This is a genomic window from Myxococcus vastator, from assembly GCF_010894475.1.
In the GTDB taxonomy this organism is placed as follows: domain Bacteria; phylum Myxococcota; class Myxococcia; order Myxococcales; family Myxococcaceae; genus Myxococcus; species Myxococcus vastator.
Map to the genome: position 1 here is coordinate 1 of NZ_JAAIYB010000173.1, position 15,850 is coordinate 15,850.

Annotated in this window: 14 protein-coding genes and 1 pseudogene; 9 read left to right on the top strand and 6 right to left on the bottom strand. The window is 69.2% G+C overall.

What is annotated here, in order from left to right; all coding sequences use genetic code 11:
- Positions 1 to 188, bottom strand: a pseudogene (locus tag G4D87_RS18380) (galactose oxidase); the annotation flags it as partial.
- Positions 189 to 365: 177 nt separating this feature from the next.
- Positions 366 to 665 (bottom strand): DUF2171 domain-containing protein, encoded by a 300-nt coding sequence (locus G4D87_RS18385; protein ID WP_163783366.1) that lies wholly within the window; start codon positions 663 to 665, stop codon positions 366 to 368.
- A 272-nt stretch (positions 666 to 937) separates the two neighbouring features.
- On the opposite strand from G4D87_RS18385, the gene G4D87_RS18390 reads away from it, so the two are divergent.
- Positions 938 to 1,135, top strand: a complete 198-nt coding sequence (locus G4D87_RS18390; RefSeq protein ID WP_163783367.1) for a hypothetical protein — start codon at positions 938 to 940, stop codon at positions 1,133 to 1,135.
- Between the two features lie 7 nt (positions 1,136 to 1,142).
- On the opposite strand, the gene G4D87_RS18395 is transcribed toward G4D87_RS18390, so the two are convergent.
- Positions 1,143 to 2,156 (bottom strand): ABC transporter ATP-binding protein, encoded by a 1,014-nt coding sequence (locus G4D87_RS18395; protein WP_163783368.1) that lies wholly within the window; start codon positions 2,154 to 2,156, stop codon positions 1,143 to 1,145.
- Positions 2,157 to 2,395: 239 nt separating this feature from the next.
- Here G4D87_RS18395 and G4D87_RS18400 point away from each other — a divergent pair, with 239 nt between their 5' ends.
- From G4D87_RS18400 to G4D87_RS18420, 5 genes are all read left to right on the top strand, one after another.
- On the top strand, positions 2,396 to 3,193 hold the full coding sequence (locus G4D87_RS18400; protein ID WP_163783369.1) for an ABC transporter ATP-binding protein: 798 nt from the start codon (positions 2,396 to 2,398) through the stop codon (positions 3,191 to 3,193).
- A gap of 70 nt (positions 3,194 to 3,263) precedes the next feature.
- On the top strand, positions 3,264 to 4,040 hold the full coding sequence (locus G4D87_RS18405; protein WP_163783370.1) for a DUF3142 domain-containing protein: 777 nt from the start codon (positions 3,264 to 3,266) through the stop codon (positions 4,038 to 4,040).
- A complete protein-coding gene (locus tag G4D87_RS18410) occupies positions 4,037 to 6,271 on the top strand; it encodes a hypothetical protein (protein WP_163783371.1) in 2,235 nt (744 codons plus the stop codon). Before G4D87_RS18405 ends, G4D87_RS18410 begins: the two co-directional genes overlap by 4 nt.
- Positions 6,272 to 6,325: 54 nt before the next feature.
- Positions 6,326 to 6,580 carry a hypothetical protein gene (locus G4D87_RS18415; RefSeq protein ID WP_163783372.1) on the top strand — a complete coding sequence of 85 codons (255 nt, stop codon included), beginning with the start codon at positions 6,326 to 6,328 and terminating at the stop codon, positions 6,578 to 6,580.
- Positions 6,580 to 7,374, top strand: a complete 795-nt coding sequence (locus G4D87_RS18420) for a sterol desaturase family protein (protein ID WP_240358387.1) — start codon at positions 6,580 to 6,582, stop codon at positions 7,372 to 7,374. Before G4D87_RS18415 ends, G4D87_RS18420 begins: the two co-directional genes overlap by 1 nt.
- Positions 7,375 to 7,402: 28 nt before the next feature.
- Here the strand turns inward: G4D87_RS18420 and G4D87_RS18425 are convergent, their stop codons facing one another.
- The 3 genes from G4D87_RS18425 to G4D87_RS39465 form a co-directional block, all read right to left on the bottom strand.
- Complete coding sequence (locus G4D87_RS18425; protein ID WP_163783374.1) at positions 7,403 to 8,230, bottom strand: alpha/beta fold hydrolase; 828 nt, start codon at positions 8,228 to 8,230, stop codon at positions 7,403 to 7,405.
- 117 nt (positions 8,231 to 8,347) lie between these two features.
- Positions 8,348 to 9,589, bottom strand: coding sequence for an AAA family ATPase (locus G4D87_RS18430; RefSeq protein ID WP_163783375.1), 1,242 nt, complete (start codon positions 9,587 to 9,589; stop codon positions 8,348 to 8,350).
- Between the two features lie 34 nt (positions 9,590 to 9,623).
- Positions 9,624 to 10,073, bottom strand: coding sequence for an SMI1/KNR4 family protein (locus G4D87_RS39465; protein WP_240358386.1), 450 nt, complete (start codon positions 10,071 to 10,073; stop codon positions 9,624 to 9,626).
- 138 nt (positions 10,074 to 10,211) lie between these two features.
- Here G4D87_RS39465 and G4D87_RS18440 point away from each other — a divergent pair, with 138 nt between their 5' ends.
- Genes G4D87_RS18440 through G4D87_RS18450 form a run of 3 tightly spaced genes read left to right on the top strand, consistent with a single transcriptional unit; the run spans position 10,212 to position 15,609 of the window.
- Positions 10,212 to 12,563: a glycosyltransferase gene (locus G4D87_RS18440; RefSeq protein ID WP_163783376.1), complete on the top strand. Its 2,352-nt coding sequence runs from the start codon at positions 10,212 to 10,214 to the stop codon at positions 12,561 to 12,563.
- Positions 12,560 to 14,233 (top strand): methyltransferase, encoded by a 1,674-nt coding sequence (locus G4D87_RS18445; RefSeq protein ID WP_163783377.1) that lies wholly within the window; start codon positions 12,560 to 12,562, stop codon positions 14,231 to 14,233. The genes G4D87_RS18440 and G4D87_RS18445 overlap by 4 nt, the downstream gene beginning before the upstream one ends.
- Positions 14,230 to 15,609, top strand: a complete 1,380-nt coding sequence (locus tag G4D87_RS18450; RefSeq protein WP_163783378.1) for a histidine phosphatase family protein — start codon at positions 14,230 to 14,232, stop codon at positions 15,607 to 15,609. The genes G4D87_RS18445 and G4D87_RS18450 overlap by 4 nt, the downstream gene beginning before the upstream one ends.
- Positions 15,610 to 15,850: the final 241 nt, after the last annotated feature.

The following is a 15,850-nucleotide window of genomic DNA, read 5'->3' on the forward strand; positions in this document are numbered from 1 at the left end:
TGCCCGCCCGAGGCCAGCACCCGCCCGTCCTCCATCACCACGAAGGGCAGGAGCTTGCGGGGCGTGGACAAGGACAGGCCCTGCCCCGCCACCCCGCGACCACCGTCCTCCGCGCGCGGATCCGCGCTGCAAGCGAACGTGAAAGCGAAGAGGATGACCGTGACGCATGATGCTGAAAACCGTTGCATGACCCCACCTGGAATGCCCGTCGAAGTGGTCACGTCTAGCCTGACCGTCTGACATTCCAGGGCTGGCCAACCTGAGTGATTGCCGACGCTTACCCGGCACTCAGGGCCTGTCCGGCCACCTTCCAGAGCGGGGCGGAGCGAGCGCGCAACGCCTTGCGTTACTCGTTCTCTCGCGGCTCAAGACTCCACGTTCACGGGCTCGCGCTCCAGTCCTCTGGAATGGCGAGGTGGGAGCGCGCCGCCGTCGTCATCCACCTCCAGCGTGAGGAGCGGGTGGTCCGCGTTGGCGAGGTAGACGTCGTGGCCGCTGACGAAGTCCACGTCGGAGAACTCCACCAGGTAGTCGCGCCGGGGAATGGGCATCAGCCCCTGCTCCAGCTCGAAGTGCGTGTCCCCGATGCCTGACACACGGCCGATGACCTGGCCTGTCGCCGTCCGCACCGTCATGCCTTCATGTACGTCGTCTCTCCGCATCATTCCGGCCTCCGCTCGCTCGGGTGCCCGGCCCGTCCGGGGCTCCCAGACAACAGTGCGAGCGGGCACGGCGGGACGCACCTGCCACGGAGCACACGGTGGAGCGCTCGCGGCGACGACCCGCCGCTCCACCACCGCGCGGGCGCGGGGATTGCCGGGCCGCATGTCCTGCCCGGAGGACGCGTGGCCCCAGGCCGCTGCCCTGGCGCACTCCGGGCAGGCGTCGGAGCCGCATGGGCACAGGCGTGCCTAACGTTCCAGACAGGAGGTGCTCCATGCTGCTGGAACTGTCCGAGGTGGAGGCGCGCGAGGTGAAGCAGGCGCTGGACACGGCCCTGCGCGCGCTCTTGGAAGAGATGGCCCAGGCGGCCCCAGGCGTCCATCGCGACGTGCTGCGCGAGCGCTACGAGCGGCTGGACCCGCTCAGCCGGCGGCTCGACATGAGCCTGGAGGGGGAGCAGGTCTACGCCTGAGCCCCCGCTACAGGGCCCGGCCCGACGTCGCGTCGAAGCGCCGCGGCTTCGACGCGTCATACCGCAGCCACACCGGAGCGCCCGTGGGCACACGGAAGTCCCCGGCGGCGCGCGCCACCATGCGCTCCCCGGCCACGTCCACCGTCACCCAGCTCTCCGCGCCCATGAGCTCCACCAGGTACACGCGGCCCTCCAGCGCGTCCGGTGGCGGCGCGCCCTGCCCCACCTCCAGGTGTTCGGGACGCAGCCCCAGCACCACGTCCGCGTCCGGCAAACCCAGCGTCCGGGGCTTCACCAGGTTGATGCGCGGCGCGCCGAAGAAGCCCGCCACGAACAGGTTCGCGGGCGCGTCGTACAGCTCGCGCGGCGGGGCCACCTGCTGCACCTCGCCCTGGTTCATCACCACCACGCGGTCCGACAGCGTCATCGCCTCCGCCTGGTCGTGGGTGACGTAGACGAAGGTGGCCTTGAGCTGCTCGTGCAGCTTCTTGATTTCCCCCCGCATCTGCGTGCGCAGCGCCGCGTCCAGGTTGGACAGCGGCTCGTCGAAGAGGAACACCTTCGGACGGCGGACCAGGGCGCGCCCCAGCGCCACGCGCTGCCGCTGGCCCCCCGACAGCTCCTTCGGCTTGCGCGACAGCAGGCCCTCCAGCCCCAGCAGCGACGCCACCTCGCGCACGCGCGCGTCGATGTCCGCCTTCGTCAACCCCGCCACCTTCAGCGGGAAGGCGAGGTTCCGCGCCACGTCCAGGTGCGGATAGAGCGCGTAGCTCTGGAACACCATGGCGATGTCCCGCTCGCGCGGCGACAGCTCATTCACCACCGCGCCGTCGATGCGCAGCGTGCCGCCCGACAGCTCCTCCAGCCCGGCGATGAGGTTCAGCGTCGTGGACTTGCCGCAGCCCGACGGGCCCACCAGCGAGATGAACTCGCCGTCCGCGATGTCCAGGCTCACGCCCTTCACCGCGGCCACGCCGCCCCGGTACACCTTGCGCACGTCCTCCAGGGACACCGTCGCCAAACGCCTTGCCTCCCGGGCGCCCGGCCTCCGGACGCCCCATGTGTCACGCCGTCTCACCTGCGTGCCTCGCAGCATCGCGCCCTCCGCGCCCAGGGCAAGCCCCGAGGCGAGGGACTGCCCGCCTCTGACCGCCATTCCACACCGGGATGGAAGCCGGGCGGCCGGGCGCCCCTTCCTCATGCCAGGCAGCCGCTTCTTGGAGGCGGAAGGCGGCGGACGCGCACTATGTTCGCGCGGCCATGAGTCCCTCGAGCCCACCGTCCTCCCGCAAGCTGGCCATCGAAGTGCGGGACCTCCACAAGTCCTTCGGTGACCAGCACGCGCTGCGCGGGGTGAGCCTGGAGGTGCCAGAGGGCACCACCTGCGTGCTGATGGGCGTGTCCGGGTCGGGCAAGACGGTGCTGATGAAGCACATCATGGGCCTCTTGCGGCCAGACCGGGGCACCGTGCAGGTGGATGGCGAGGACATCGCGCGGATGAACGAGGCCGCGCTGGACCAGATGCGCCGCAAGCAGGGCATCCTCTTCCAGGCGAACGCCCTCTTCGACTCGCTCTCCGTCTTCGACAACGTGGCCTTCCCCCTGCGCGAGCGCACCCGCATGCCCGAGGCGGAGATTGCCGAGACGGTGAACAAGACGCTGGAGCGCGTGGGCCTGTCGCACGCGACGCAGCGCTTCCCCGGCGAGCTGTCCGGCGGCATGCAGAAGCGCGTGGGCTTCGCGCGCGCCACCATCCTCCAGCCGAAGATTCTCCTCTACGACGACCCCACCGCCGGTCTGGACCCCCTCACCACCGCGGCGGTGAATGAAATCATCACCACCGGCAAGCAGCAGCTCGGCGCCACCTCGCTGGTGATTACGCCGGACGTGGCCTCCGCCTTCGGCATGGCGGACCACCTGGCCCTGATGCACGAAGGCCACATCGTGGAGTACGGCCCGCCAGACGCCTTCCGCGAGTCGCAGCACCCCGCCGTGAAGGCCTTCCTCCGCAACTGGCTCCAGCGCCGCGCCCAGAGCCGGCGCGCGGCCCAGGCCTGAGGCGGCGCGCGCTCGGAACGCGCGTTGCAAACAGTCCGGTCCACCGCGTGAGCGCGGCCCGACGACCACGATGCTCCCCCCATCCCCTACGCCCCACGTGGCACCCCGGACACGGCGCGGCCCGCTGGCCACCCTCGCCGTGCTCATGTCGTGCAGCACGCCCACGCCCACGCCGCCGCCTCCACGGGTGGTGCTCTGGGCCTGGGAGCGGCCGGAGGACCTCCGCTTCCTCGCGCAGACGGGACGCCCGGTCAGCGTGGCCTTCCTGCTCGCCACGCTCGCCCTCGCGGAGACGGAGGTGCGCGAGCACCCGCGCCGGCAGCCGCTCCACGTCCCGCCCGGGACCCCCTTGAAGGCCACGGTGCGGATGGAGGCCCAGCCGGGCGCGTCGCTCGCGCAGTACCCGCCCGAGCGGCTGCACGCGCTGGCGGACCGGCTCGCCACGCTGGCGCGCCGACCAGGGCTGACGGCGCTCCAGATTGACTTCGATGCCCGCGCGTCCGAATACGACGCCTACGTCGCGCTGCTCCAGGCGCTCCGCCAGAAGCTGCCTCCCTCCATGCCGCTGTCCATCACCGGCCTCGCCTCATGGTGCACGCCCGGAAGCTGGCTGACGCGCGCGCCCGTGGACGAGGTGGTGCCCCAGCTCTTCCGCATGGGCCCGGAAGCACCCACGTGGCGCGCCCGCTTCGCGCGTGGACTGCCGGCGCCTTGCGAGGGCAGCGTGGGGCTCGCGCTCGATGAGTGGCGGGCCGTGCCCCCTGGCGTCTCCACCCTCTATGTCTTCAACCCTCGCCCCTGGACGCCCGAGGCGTTCACGCGCGCGGTCGCGGAGCTCCAGCCATGAAGAAGCTGCTCGTCACCTTCACCAGCGGTCTCGCGTTCCTGTTCGCCCCCGCCGAGGCCCAGGCGTGCGGCCCCGAGTACTACGAGCCCGTGTTCGTCACGAACAGCCATCCCGACTGGCCGCTCTCCACCTTCGCGGCGGGGCGCTTGGGCGTGGTGCGAGAATCGCTGCGCACCGCCTACCTCGTCTTCGCGTACCGGACGATGATGGGCATTCCCACCACGCCCGAGGAGCAAGGGCCCCTGGTGACGCGCTGGGCGAGCATGCACCATGCGCTGCCCGCCCACACCCTGGAGCCCGAGCTCCAGCGCTGGCAGGCGGCACGGAAGCAGGTCGCGCCCCAGCTCCCGGAAGCCCTGCCCGAGATTGCCCGGCAGGTGAACCACGCGCAGAGCCCCCGCATCCAGGCAGACGCGCTCCTGCGCGCCGCGGACACCGCCACCGCGTTGGCGCGGACGTGGAAGAAGCACCCCGCACTGGTGGAGGAATGGGTGCGCAACCAGGACACCGTCTTCGGCCCGTGCGCCATCCTGCCGGAGCCGGACGCGCGGCTGGATGAAGGCGTGAGCGCCCAGCACCAGGCCCGCCGCCGGGACGAGCGCGCCTACCAGGAGGCGGCCTCGCGCTTCTACTGCGACGACCCTGCAGGGGCCCTGGCCGCGTTCCAGCGGATTGCCGAGTCGAAGGACTCGCCCTACCGGGCACTGGCCGCGTACCTCGTCGCGCGCACCCACGTCCGGCAGGCGCTGATGGAGAAAGAGGCCGGCGACCTCTTCGACGCGAAGAATGACGCCGTCTTCCTCTCACGGCTGGCCGAAGCGGACCGGGTGCTCGACGGCGTGCTGGCCTCCCCGGAGCTGCGCGGCGTCCATGGCCCCGCGCGAGGCCTGCGGAGCCTGGTGCGCTACCGGTTGCAACGCGGGGCCTGGTACTGCGAGCTGCTGTCGCACGTGCTCGAGCCTGGGACAGGCTCCGCCCTCGCCGCGGAGCTCGGCGACCTGGACCTGCTGTCGCAAATGGAGAACGCCTGCCAGGGCCCCCTCCCCGCGCCCGCCGAGGCGCTCCAGGCGTGGCTCCACGCCATGAGGCACACGCGTTACAGCGCGAAGCCCGAGGCGGCCCGCCGCGCGCAGTACGACACGGCCCTGGCCCGCTGGAAGAAGACGGCCCAGGTGCCGTGGCTCGTCACCGCGCTGCTCAAGGCGACACCGGACGCGCCGGGACTCCCGGAGCTGCTCGCCGCCTCCGCGAAGGTGGCGCCCGCGTCTCCCGCCGGCGTGACGCTGGCGTACCACGCCGCGAGGCTCCTGCATGCCCGAGGCGAGGTGGAGGCGGCGCGCGCGCGGCTCGACTCGGTGCCCGCCGAGCTGACCCGGGACCTCTCCTCCACGGACAACCTGCTGCGCGAGGAGCGGCTCGCGGTGGCCCGCACCCTCGACGACGCCCTGCGGAACGCCGTCAGCACCGTCGCCAGCTACGACTATAGCGGCAGCTTTGCCGACCCCTACACCACGGCGCCGGCCGACCGGCCCCGCCTGTTCAATCCGCGCGCCGTGGCCGTCCTGGAACCTCGCCTCACGGCGAAGCGCATGGGCGAGCTGGCGGCGGGGGACACCCTGCCTCCCCCTCTCCGGCGCCAGCTCATGTGGACCGCCTTCGCGCGTGCCACCGTGGCGGGTGACGACGCGACGATTCAGGCCGTGGCGAAGCGCCTGGCGGAGACGGAGCCCAAGGCCAAGGCGGAGCTGCTGGCGCTCGCCGGCAAGCCCACGCCCCAGGAGCGTCAGTTCGAGGCCCAGTTGCTCCTCATGGGACTGCCCGCCGTCTCCGCGCGGCTCCATTCGGGCGAGGACCGGCTGGCGAACACCCATCCGAACCTCAGCCTCACGATGGACGTGTCCTACCAGCGCAACGGGTGGTGCGGCCCGCAGCCGGACGCGAGCGTGCCCTCCGTGCACTTCGAGGACACGCCCGACGCACCGGACGCGGCGCGGGAGTGGAAGGCCCTCCAGGACGCGGGCGACTCGGTGCCCTACTTCGCCCGCATCGCCATGGCCTGGGCCCAGGCCCACCCGGATGACCCGCGCTCGCCCATCGCCCTGTACCGCGCGGTCCGCGCCAGCAAGCGCGGCTGCGGACAGGCCACACGCGAGGCCCGGGACGCCTTCCGATATCTCCACAAGCACTACGGCAAGACGCGCTGGGCGAAGCGCACGCCCTACGTGTACTGACGTCGCGCTCCAGGCATGGTGTAGCCTTCCCGGCCACCGGGAGTACACATGTCCATGCATTCTCAGAGGGGGAAGACCCTTCAGTCGCTGACGGTGACCCTCGCGGCGCTCGCGCTCGCCGTCGTGACGGTGACCGGGGCGGCGAGATTCTTCGGCGGCACCAAGATTGGCAGGCTCACCCAGATGTCCGCGGAGGAGCTCGCGGGTGGCCCCGCCGTGCGCAAAGCGGTCGACCCGGCGGACGCGGGCACCCCGCGAGTCCCGGATGCCGGTGACGCGGCGACCCTGGCTACGCCTCCCGCGCCGTGATGGACCTGGGCGCCATGGGAGGGGCCGCGCTCTCCTTCGGGGTGCTCGCGTGTGTCTTCTGGCCCCTGGAGAAGGCCTGGGCCGCGCGTCCGGGCCAGCCCCTGCTGCGGCCCGCGTTCCACACCGACCTCGCCTACTTCGTGGCGCAGTACCTCGTCCTCGCGCCGCTGGCGCTGTTCATGTTGAGCCACGTGAAGGCGCTCTGCCAGGTGGACGTCCTGACCGGGCTCCAGGCCGCCGTGGCGCGCCAGCCCTGGTGGCTCCAGGCGATGGAGGCGGTGGTGCTCTGCGACCTGCTCGTCTACGGCTTCCACCGCCTGTCCCACCAGGTGGACTTCCTCTGGCGCTTCCACGCCGTCCACCACTCCGCCGAGCACCTCGACTGGCTCGCCGCGCACCGCGAGCACCCCGTGGACGGGCTGCTCACGCAGTGGGTGGTGAACCTCCCCGCGCTGATGATGGGCTTTCCGCTCGAGACGCTGGCGATGCTCATCGCCTTCCGTGGAATGTGGGCCATCTTCATCCACGCCAACGTCCGGCTGCCGCTGGGGCCGCTGGGCTTCCTCTTCGGCGCGCCCGAATTGCACCACTGGCACCACGCGCGCGAGCGGCACACGCGGCACAACTTCGGCAACCTCGCGCCGTGGACGGACTGGCTCTTCGGCACCTATCACCGGCCCACCGGACCCGAGCAGTACCCGCTCGGGCTCGTGGAGCCATTTCCCCGGCGCTTCTGGGCTCAGCTCCTCTCGCCCGTGGCGCGGACGACGGACAGCCGGAAGCCGCCACGCTGAGCGGGAACGCCGCGCTCGCTGGCGCCCCTCACCCGACCCTGGACGCTCGCGTCTCGGATTGCGCGTCCAGGAAGGTCCCCAAGGCGGCATTGACGAGCGCGGGCTCCTCCACCGTGGAGGAGTGCCCGCCGCGCGGCAGTGTCACCAGGCGTGAGCCGGGGATGAGCCGGTGCAGGCGCTGCGCCTTGGCGGGGACGGTGGCCGTGTCCTCGGCGCCCACGACGACGAGCGTGGGCACGCGGATGTGGGGGATTTCGTGGGCCACGCCGCGCCGCTCGATGACGCCATTGACGGCGCGCCAGATGTCGCGGCGGTTCTCCATGAGGCGCGTGCGCCAGCGGCTGCGCTCCTCGGCCCGGTTGGGGTCCGTCATGAAGCTGCGGCCGAACATGATGCGCATCACCGGGTCCGCCACCGGGCGCAGGCCCGCCAGGCGCGCGGTGAGGTTGAGCAGCGTGTAGCGCGGCACGTTGTGCAGGGGCTCCGGGTCGGCGGACGTCTCCATCAGCACCAGCGAGCGCAGCAGGTCCGGCCGCCGCGCGGCGATGCGCATGCCGACGAAGCCGCCCATGGACAGGCCCACGAAGTGGCAGGGCCCCACGCCCAGCCGCTCGATGAGCGCCACCGCGTCCAGGTACACCGTCTCCATGTCGATGACGCGCGCCGGAGGCACGGCGCTCTGGCCCTGGCCCCGGTGGTCATAGGCGATGCAGCGGTAGCGCCCGCTCAGCGCCTCCACCTGCGGGTCGAAGAGGCGGCAGCTCCACAGCAGGCCGTGGCTGAAGACGACGGGCACGCCCGTGCCACCCGAGTCCTCGTAGTACAGCTCCGTTCTGTTGACGGTCAGCATCGGCATGCGCGGCACCCTCCCCGGCTGGCGAGGATAGGCGAGCGACGCGCGGGGACTGGCACCTCTCTTCGCGGAGCCGTTTGCCGGATGACGTCCCGCTGCCCTCGGGGCCGACGCGGCTGACTACCAGAGACCCTTGGCTTGAAGCAGCTCGCCCACGCGGCGGGGCTCGGCGCGCCAGGCGGTGAAGAAGTCCCCGGCGACGTCGGGGGTCAGGTTCTCCCAGACGAGCCGGCCGGTGTCCTCCTCGCGGCGGCAGCGCACGAAGGTGGAGCGCACCTGCTCGGGCGAGTCGAAGGTGAGGCTGTCGAGCAGCTCCGGGCTCTGGCTGGTGAGCAGGGCCTGCCGGGGTTCGAGCTGTTCGAGGAGGGCGCGGACCTGCCGGGGGTGGAAGGCGTGCGCGACCTCGTCCGCGATGACGACGGCGCGGGCGTGGGCCAGGTAGTGGAGGAAGGCCACCAGGCGCTTCTGGCCGTAGCCGAGCTGACGGGCGGAGAGGCGCTGGCCGGCGGCGGTGACGAAGCAGAGGTCCAGGTTTCCCAGGGACAGTGTTTCGTATTTGCCCTGGGGCTGGGTCTCCAGCGGGGACAGCAGCGCCTCCGCGGACGCGAAGCCGAGGAGCCGGGCCGCGTCGCGGAGGAAGGGGACGTTCTCCGAGGACAGCACGTAGCGGGCGGAGCCCCACTGCGCGGCGGCGACCTTGCGCAGGCCGTCGAGCAGGTCCTCCGAGGCCACGCCCGTGCCCGTGGCGAGCACGCCCTCCGCGCGACGGGAGAGCCGCAGCTCGGCGCGCCAGAGCTGGTCGAAGTGGGCGAGCCCCTCGTCGAAGCGGCGGAGGTCGGCCTGCGCGGAGACCTCCCGCGCCATGGCGAGCATCGGCTCGACGGCGGCGGTGGCCTCGCCCGTCTTCTCCACCCAGGCGATGCCGCCCGTCATCAGGACGAGCCAGAGCCGGCCACCGACTTCGGGGGCGATGCGCTCGTGGACGACGTCGGTGGTGTCGTCCTCGCGGGAGACGCGGAGCTGCGGGCCCTCGCGGTGGATGACCAGCGGCCAGGCCATGTCGCGCGGGGCCACGGTGATGTCCATGGACAGGCCGCTCGTGCCCTCCCCACCCTCCGGCACGTTGCGTACGCGCACGGTGATGCGGCCGGTGTCCGCGGCCAGGGCATATTCCAGGTCGAACGCCTCATGCCGCAGCGGCGTGAAGTCCGAGCTGACCACGGCGGCGGCGAGGTCCAGCAGCATGGACTTCCCGGTGCCGTTCTCCCCGAGGAGCACGTTGAGGGACGGGCTGAAGAGCAACCGCGTCCCGGGCTTCACGGAGCGGAACTGGTGGACCTGGAGCCACTGGAGCTTGAGCATCAGCCGGGAGACTGGCTCCCTGGACGCTTCAGCGTCAACTCGCGCCGCACGGCGGCACGACTCCCCGGGACTCCCAGATGGGCCGGCGCTGGTCCACCCACGCGAACACCTTGTTGGACCAGAAGCTGGCCATCGTCAGTGTGACGCAGTCTCCGGTATCGACGTGGACGATGTCCCACTGGTCCGCGGCATTCCGGCGCCGGGTGTCGAAGCCCAGCCGATGCTGGCCGTCGACGGTGGCGAAATGCACGAAGTCTCCCACCGGGGCCCACTGCGCACAGGGCAGGACGCTCAGCGGTGGCTCCCGCACGACGAGCCCATCATGTGCGCGCAAGAAGAGCTCGACCTGGAATGGAAGCGGCTCGCCAAGCCGCTCCGAGATCGCCTGGAGTGCCTCGGCGGAAGCGGGCGGGTGGAAGAGCACCTCCAGCCCACGGGAGGCGCTTCGCTTGTCGAGCGCGCGGCGGAATTCTTCCACTCTCATTCTGGCTCCATGGCGGCGATGGAAGGCCAACACCTGGCGCGAACCGGCGGGGACCGCGAACTGAGCGCTGAGTGATGCATGACCCATGGCCTCACATCACAAAATTGGCGAAAGTCAATCCAGCCAAGACGGAGCCCCATGAAAGTACTGAAAGTCATCCATGGCTACCCCATGCGCTACAACGCTGGTTCCGAGGTCTACAGCCAGACGTTGTGCCATGGGCTCGCGGAACGCCATGACGTCCATGTCTTCACGCGCGAAGAGAACGCGTTCGCACCCGACTTTCACCTTCGAGAGGAGCGCGACCAAGAAGACCCTCGCGTTACGCTCCACATCGTCAACAACCCGCGACTCAAAGACCGCTACCGCGCAACCGGCATCGACCAGAGATTCGCCGAACTCCTCGACCGCCTGCGCCCTGACATCATCCACGTCGGCCATCTGAACCACCTCTCGACCTCACTCTTGCGAGAGGCCGCGCTCCGCGAAGTCCCCATTGTATTCACCCTCCATGACTACTGGTTGATGTGTCCTCGAGGCCAGTTCATGCAAATGTTTCCGGAGGACCCTGGCGACCTCTGGGCGGCATGCGCTGGACAGGAGGACCGCAAATGCGCCGAGCGCTGCTATGCGCGCTACTTCAGCGGTGCCCCCGAGGAGCATGAAGCTGACGTCGCGTACTGGACGCAGTGGGTCGCCCGTCGAATGCGTCACGTCAGGGAGATGTGCGAATTCGTCGATCTCTTCATCGCCCCCGCGCGATACCTCCATGCCCGCTACCGGGAGGGGTTCGGGCTGCCCGAGAGCAAGCTTGTCTATCTCGATTACGGCTTCGCGCGCGAGCGAATGAGCGGCCGTCGCCGAGTCCCTGGCGAGCCATTCACGTTTGGCTATATCGGGACGCATGTCCCAGCAAAGGGCATCCATGACCTCATCCTGGCCTTCGGCAAGCTCGCTGGCGACGCACGGCTCCGGATTTGGGGTCGCCACCGTGGGCAAGACACAGAGGCGCTCAAGGAGATCGCGGCCTCGCTTCCGGCGGATGTCGCCAGGCGTGTCGAATGGCTCCCCGAGTACACGAACCGTGAAATCGTCCGCGACGTCTTCGACCGCTGTGATGCCATCGTCGTTCCGTCCATATGGGTCGAAAACTCGCCGCTCGTCATCCATGAAGCGCAGCAAGCTCGACTGCCTGTCATTACGGCCGACGTCGGCGGGATGGCGGAGTACGTCCACCATGAGGTCAATGGGCTCATCTACAAACATCGCTCCGTCGACTCCCTGGCCGAACAGATGCAGCGGCTCACCCAAGAGCCAGCGCTGGGCGTCCGGCTCGGCGCACGTGGCTATTTACTGAGCGAGTCCGGTGACATTCCCAAGGTGAGCGACCATGTGCGAACCGTGGAGCGCATCTACGAACAGGCACTGCGCCGTCGAGACTCCGCGCGCGTTCCGCGCGGCAAGGGCCCCTGGCGAATCACCTTCGACACCAACCCGGACACCTGCAATCTCCGCTGCGTGATGTGTGAAGAGCACTCCCCGCACAGCCCTCTTCAGCGCCAGAGAAAGGCAGAAGGTCGGCCACACCGACTGATGCCCTTTGAGATGATTGAGCGCGTTGTCGCAGACGCGGCATCCCAGGGTCTTCGGGAAATCATCCCATCGACGATGGGCGAACCCCTGCTCTACCAGCACTTTGACGAAATCCTCGAGCTTTGCCGCCAGTACGACGTCAAGCTGAACCTCACGACCAACGGGACGTTCCCAGGACGTGGCGCCCAGGAGTGGGCCAGGCGAATTGTCCCCGTGACGTCGGACGTCAAGATTTCCTGGAATGGAGCGACCCAGGCGACCCATGAAGCCATCATGCTGGGCAGTCGCTGGGACAAGGTTGTCGGCAACGTGCGCGAGTTCATCGCGGTGCGCGACGCTCATGCGGCCACTGGCGGCAGCCGGTGCCGCGTCACGTTCCAGTTGACCTTCCTCGAATCCAACGTCGCCGAGCTTGCGGACATGGTTCGGCTCGCTATCGACCTGGGCGTCGACCGCGTCAAGGGGCACCATCTCTGGGCTCACTTCAAGGAGATTCAGGGCGAGCAGCTGCGACGCAACCCCGATTCAATCAGCCGCTGGAATGCCGCCGTGCTCATGGCGCGCGAAGCAGCAGCAGCGCGGACACTCCCCAACGGACAGCACGTCCTGCTCGAGAATATCTTCCTGCTTGATGCAGCCGCCCCCGAGGACCTCGCGCCGGGAGGGCCCTGCCCGTTCCTTGGCCAGGAGGCCTGGGTGAGCGCGGCCGGGCGCTTCGACCCATGCTGCGCTCCCGATGCGCAGCGTCGGACGCTGGGCGAGTTCGGAAGCCTCCACGAGCAAGGGTTCATGCAGCTCTGGAACGGCGACGCATACCGGGAACTGACGTCGACCTATCGCAATCGGCGCCTCTGCCTCGGCTGCAACATGCGCAAGCCCGCAAACGGTGCCGCATGAACTGGACACATCTGGGTGTCGCGCCAGACGGCACCCATCACATCACGCCGAGCGGCGCAGCCGCCTACAGCCAGCGATACGACCAGGTGTTGAAGTTCCACGCACCGGGCCTTGCCCCCGTGAGCCAGGGGGGCCATGCGTGGCACATCGCCCCGGACGGCTCGGCAGCATATCCGCAACGATTCACTCGGACTTTTGGGTTCTACGAAGGCCTGGCAGCGGTCGTTGGCCTGGACGGAGCGCACCACATCACGCCCGACGGGCGACAGGCATATGCCGGGCGCTACGCATGGTGCGGCAACTTCCAGAGCGGCCGTTGCACCGTTCGTGACATCACCGGGAGCTACCTGCACATCACGACCGACGGTTGCCCCGTCTACCCTGAGCGCTGGTGCTACGCGGGTGACTATCGGGACGGCTCCGCCGTCGTGCAGGCGGCGGGTGGACGGTCCACGCACATCGACCTCAACGGCGGGGCAGTGCATGGCCGCTGGTACGTCGACCTCGACGTGTTCCACAAGGGGTACGCGAGAGCCCGCGACGACGACGGGTGGACCCACGTCGACATGAGTGGAAATCCGGCCTATGCAAGGCGCTTCGCCATAGTCGAGCCATTCTACAATGGACAGGCGCGCGTCGAGCGCTTCGATGGGGCACTCGAAGTCATCGACGAGACAGGCGCGACCATCGTCGAGCCTCGCCCTCCCAGGCGCATGGAGTTCGCCGCGCTCTCCGCGGACATGGTCGGGTTCTGGCGCACGCAAACCATCGCGGCAGCGGTGCGTCTGGGTGTCATCGAGGCACTGCCAGCAACCGAAGCCGAGGTCGAAGACCGGTGCCGGCTCCGCCCTGACGGCGCGAGGAGGCTGCTTCGCGCGCTTGGTGAGCTACACCTCGTCACCTCCGGGAATGAACGGTGGGAACTGACTCCACGAGGCATGTTTCTTCGCGCCAGCCATCCGCGCACCTTGGCTGACGCGGCCCTGGAATATGCGGGGCCATTCTCCCGCGAGTGGGCAGCGCTGCCTGACGCCCTGCGCGCCGAATCGAACTGGCGCGCCCCCGACGTGTTCGGCGAGGTCGCGCGGGATAGACTTCGGCGAGAGGGGCATCATCGAATGCTCCAAAGCTATGCCCTCCACGACTATCGGCAGGTGCCAGGCGCGCTTGCCCTCCGCGGCGACGAGCGAATCATCGACGCGGGCGGTGGCCTGGGCGCGCTCGGACGGCTGGTTGCCGAGGCCTATCCCTCCGTCACGGTCACCGTCATCGACCGACCGGAGGTCGTCGCGCAAGGACAGTACGGACATCCACCGCGACGCGGAGTGGCGTGGCGCGCTGCCGACATCTTCCAACCGTGGGGACTGAAAGCGGATGGAGTGCTCCTGTCGCGGGTGCTGCACGACTGGGAGGATGATGATGCGCGCCGACTGCTCGCACATGCGCGTGCGGCCCTTCCCCTTGGAGGGCGCGTTTTCGTGATTGAAATGATGCTCCCATCGGCTGGTGTCGCAGGCGCACTCTGCGACCTCCACCTGTTGATGACCACGGGCGGACGAGAGCGGTCCGTTGACGAATATGAGCGCCTGCTCAACGCGACTGGCTTCCAGCTACAGGCGGTCCGCACCATCGCCGCGCTCCCCACCATCCTCGTAGGGGTCGCCTCATGAGCAATCTCCAATGGGTCATCCCTCCCTCGGTGCTGACCCACCTGGCACGTGCCGCTGGAGACCGCGCAGTCGTGGTTCTGCTGCGGCACTCCGTTCGCGATGAGCTCCCATCGGGAGAGGCCGGGTACACGCTGCCCATCACGGACGCAGGGCGAGAACTCGCCCATGAGCTCGGGGCGCTTCTGCAAGGCCGGCTGCGCACACTGCATACGAGCCCCCTCCCACGATGCGTCCAGACCGCCGAGGCGCTTCGCGACGGTGCTCGCACAGACCTCCCCATCATCGCGGATCGGCTCCTCGGCGACCCGGGCGCCTTCGTCATCGACGGCCGCCGTGCCGTGGAAAACTGGGAGCGGGTTGGCCATGACGGTGTCATGCGACACCTCGTCACTGAGGACGACGCACTTCCTGGCATGGCTCGGCCCGACGAGGCCGCGCGATTCCTCGTACATCACATGCTCGCGGTAGCAGGTGCGACCCCAGGCATCCACGTGTTCGTCACTCACGACCTGCTCATCACTGCGGCGGCGGCACGACTGCTCGGACAACCGCTGAGTCCCAAGGATTGGCCTTGGTATCTCGAAGGGGCGTTCTTCTGGCGGGAAGGGGCACGCCTCTGCGCCTCCTACCGCGACTATTCCGCGAGCCAGCCCAGCCCACTCTGCGGCCTCACCGAGCCGGATGTCAGCGCCTTCGCCCTCCGAGAGCTCGCAGCGACCGTAGGACTCAACAGTGGCGCACGCTGCTTCCTGGCCGGTGGCGCGTTCAAGACGCTGCTGACGGGCAGGCCGCCACGAGACCTTGATGTGTGGGCACCTTCAGAAGCAGATCGCCAACTGCTGCTCCACGCCCTGCGGGAGCGCAGCGCCCGCCCACTGGACGCGCGGCCATTCGCTGACGCGTTCGAAGTCGCTGGACGAGTGGTTGAGATACCCCACAAAGTCGAGCCGACGACGCTGAATGCGCGCGTTGCCCGCTTCGACATCGCGTTGTCTGCCATTGGTGTCGAACATGGACCGGACGGCGATGGTGCCGTGGACATCCACCCGCTCGCCGCGGAGTCCGTGATGCGGAAGCAGGTGCTGCTGGTGAAGCCGCTCGTCAACTGGAAGTACGCGTTGGTGACGCTGGAGCGGATGCGGCGGTACGCGGCCGAACTCGGGTTCGCATCCCCATCGGAAGAAGAAGCAGAGGTCTGGCGTGTCTTCGACGCGCAGCCCCCAGAGGTGCAATTCGGGATGGCCCAGCGCTACTCGAGAGTCGGCACGGGAGGGTTCGGGGTTCTTGAAGAGCTCGTCCACCGAGCCCCACATGTCGCGGCCAGCCTGCGCTCGCCCGAAACCGGCTCCCCGCCCTTCGCGAAACCCCAGTTGTAGGCGTGAAGCCCCCAAGTCACCTACAGCAACTCTGGATCCAAGGGGCATGAAGAGCGCTGCCACCCATCAAGTGGGGTGCCCCTCCCCTTCCGCCGTCCATCACTGGCGGACAGTCACATCAAGGCATCTGTCCACCAAACGCAAGGCAGCCCCGGCGGCCGTGGTGGCGAGGCAGCGCGCTTCCTACCTGTGCGCCCGCTCCCATGAATGCCCCGCTGCTCGCAGCCCTGCTGTCCCACTC

What these genes read in the sequence shown, in the direction of transcription:
- G4D87_RS18385 (WP_163783366.1), bottom strand. Translation starts at nt 665, where the DNA reads ATGATGCGGAGAGACGACGTACATGAAGGCATGACGGTGCGGACGGCG.
- G4D87_RS39465 (WP_240358386.1), bottom strand. Translation starts at nt 10,073, where the DNA reads ATGAGAGTGGAAGAATTCCGCCGCGCGCTCGACAAGCGAAGCGCCTCC.
- G4D87_RS18415 (WP_163783372.1), top strand. Translation starts at nt 6,326, where the DNA reads ATGCATTCTCAGAGGGGGAAGACCCTTCAGTCGCTGACGGTGACCCTC.
- G4D87_RS18400 (WP_163783369.1), top strand. Translation starts at nt 2,396, where the DNA reads ATGAGTCCCTCGAGCCCACCGTCCTCCCGCAAGCTGGCCATCGAAGTG.
- G4D87_RS18430 (WP_163783375.1), bottom strand. Translation starts at nt 9,589, where the DNA reads ATGCTCAAGCTCCAGTGGCTCCAGGTCCACCAGTTCCGCTCCGTGAAG.
- G4D87_RS18410 (WP_163783371.1), top strand. Translation starts at nt 4,037, where the DNA reads ATGAAGAAGCTGCTCGTCACCTTCACCAGCGGTCTCGCGTTCCTGTTC.
- G4D87_RS18445 (WP_163783377.1), top strand. Translation starts at nt 12,560, where the DNA reads ATGAACTGGACACATCTGGGTGTCGCGCCAGACGGCACCCATCACATC.
- G4D87_RS18440 (WP_163783376.1), top strand. Translation starts at nt 10,212, where the DNA reads ATGAAAGTACTGAAAGTCATCCATGGCTACCCCATGCGCTACAACGCT.
- G4D87_RS18390 (WP_163783367.1), top strand. Translation starts at nt 938, where the DNA reads ATGCTGCTGGAACTGTCCGAGGTGGAGGCGCGCGAGGTGAAGCAGGCG.
- G4D87_RS18405 (WP_163783370.1), top strand. Translation starts at nt 3,264, where the DNA reads ATGCTCCCCCCATCCCCTACGCCCCACGTGGCACCCCGGACACGGCGC.
- G4D87_RS18420 (WP_240358387.1), top strand. Translation starts at nt 6,580, where the DNA reads ATGGACCTGGGCGCCATGGGAGGGGCCGCGCTCTCCTTCGGGGTGCTC.
- G4D87_RS18425 (WP_163783374.1), bottom strand. Translation starts at nt 8,230, where the DNA reads ATGCCGATGCTGACCGTCAACAGAACGGAGCTGTACTACGAGGACTCG.
- G4D87_RS18450 (WP_163783378.1), top strand. Translation starts at nt 14,230, where the DNA reads ATGAGCAATCTCCAATGGGTCATCCCTCCCTCGGTGCTGACCCACCTG.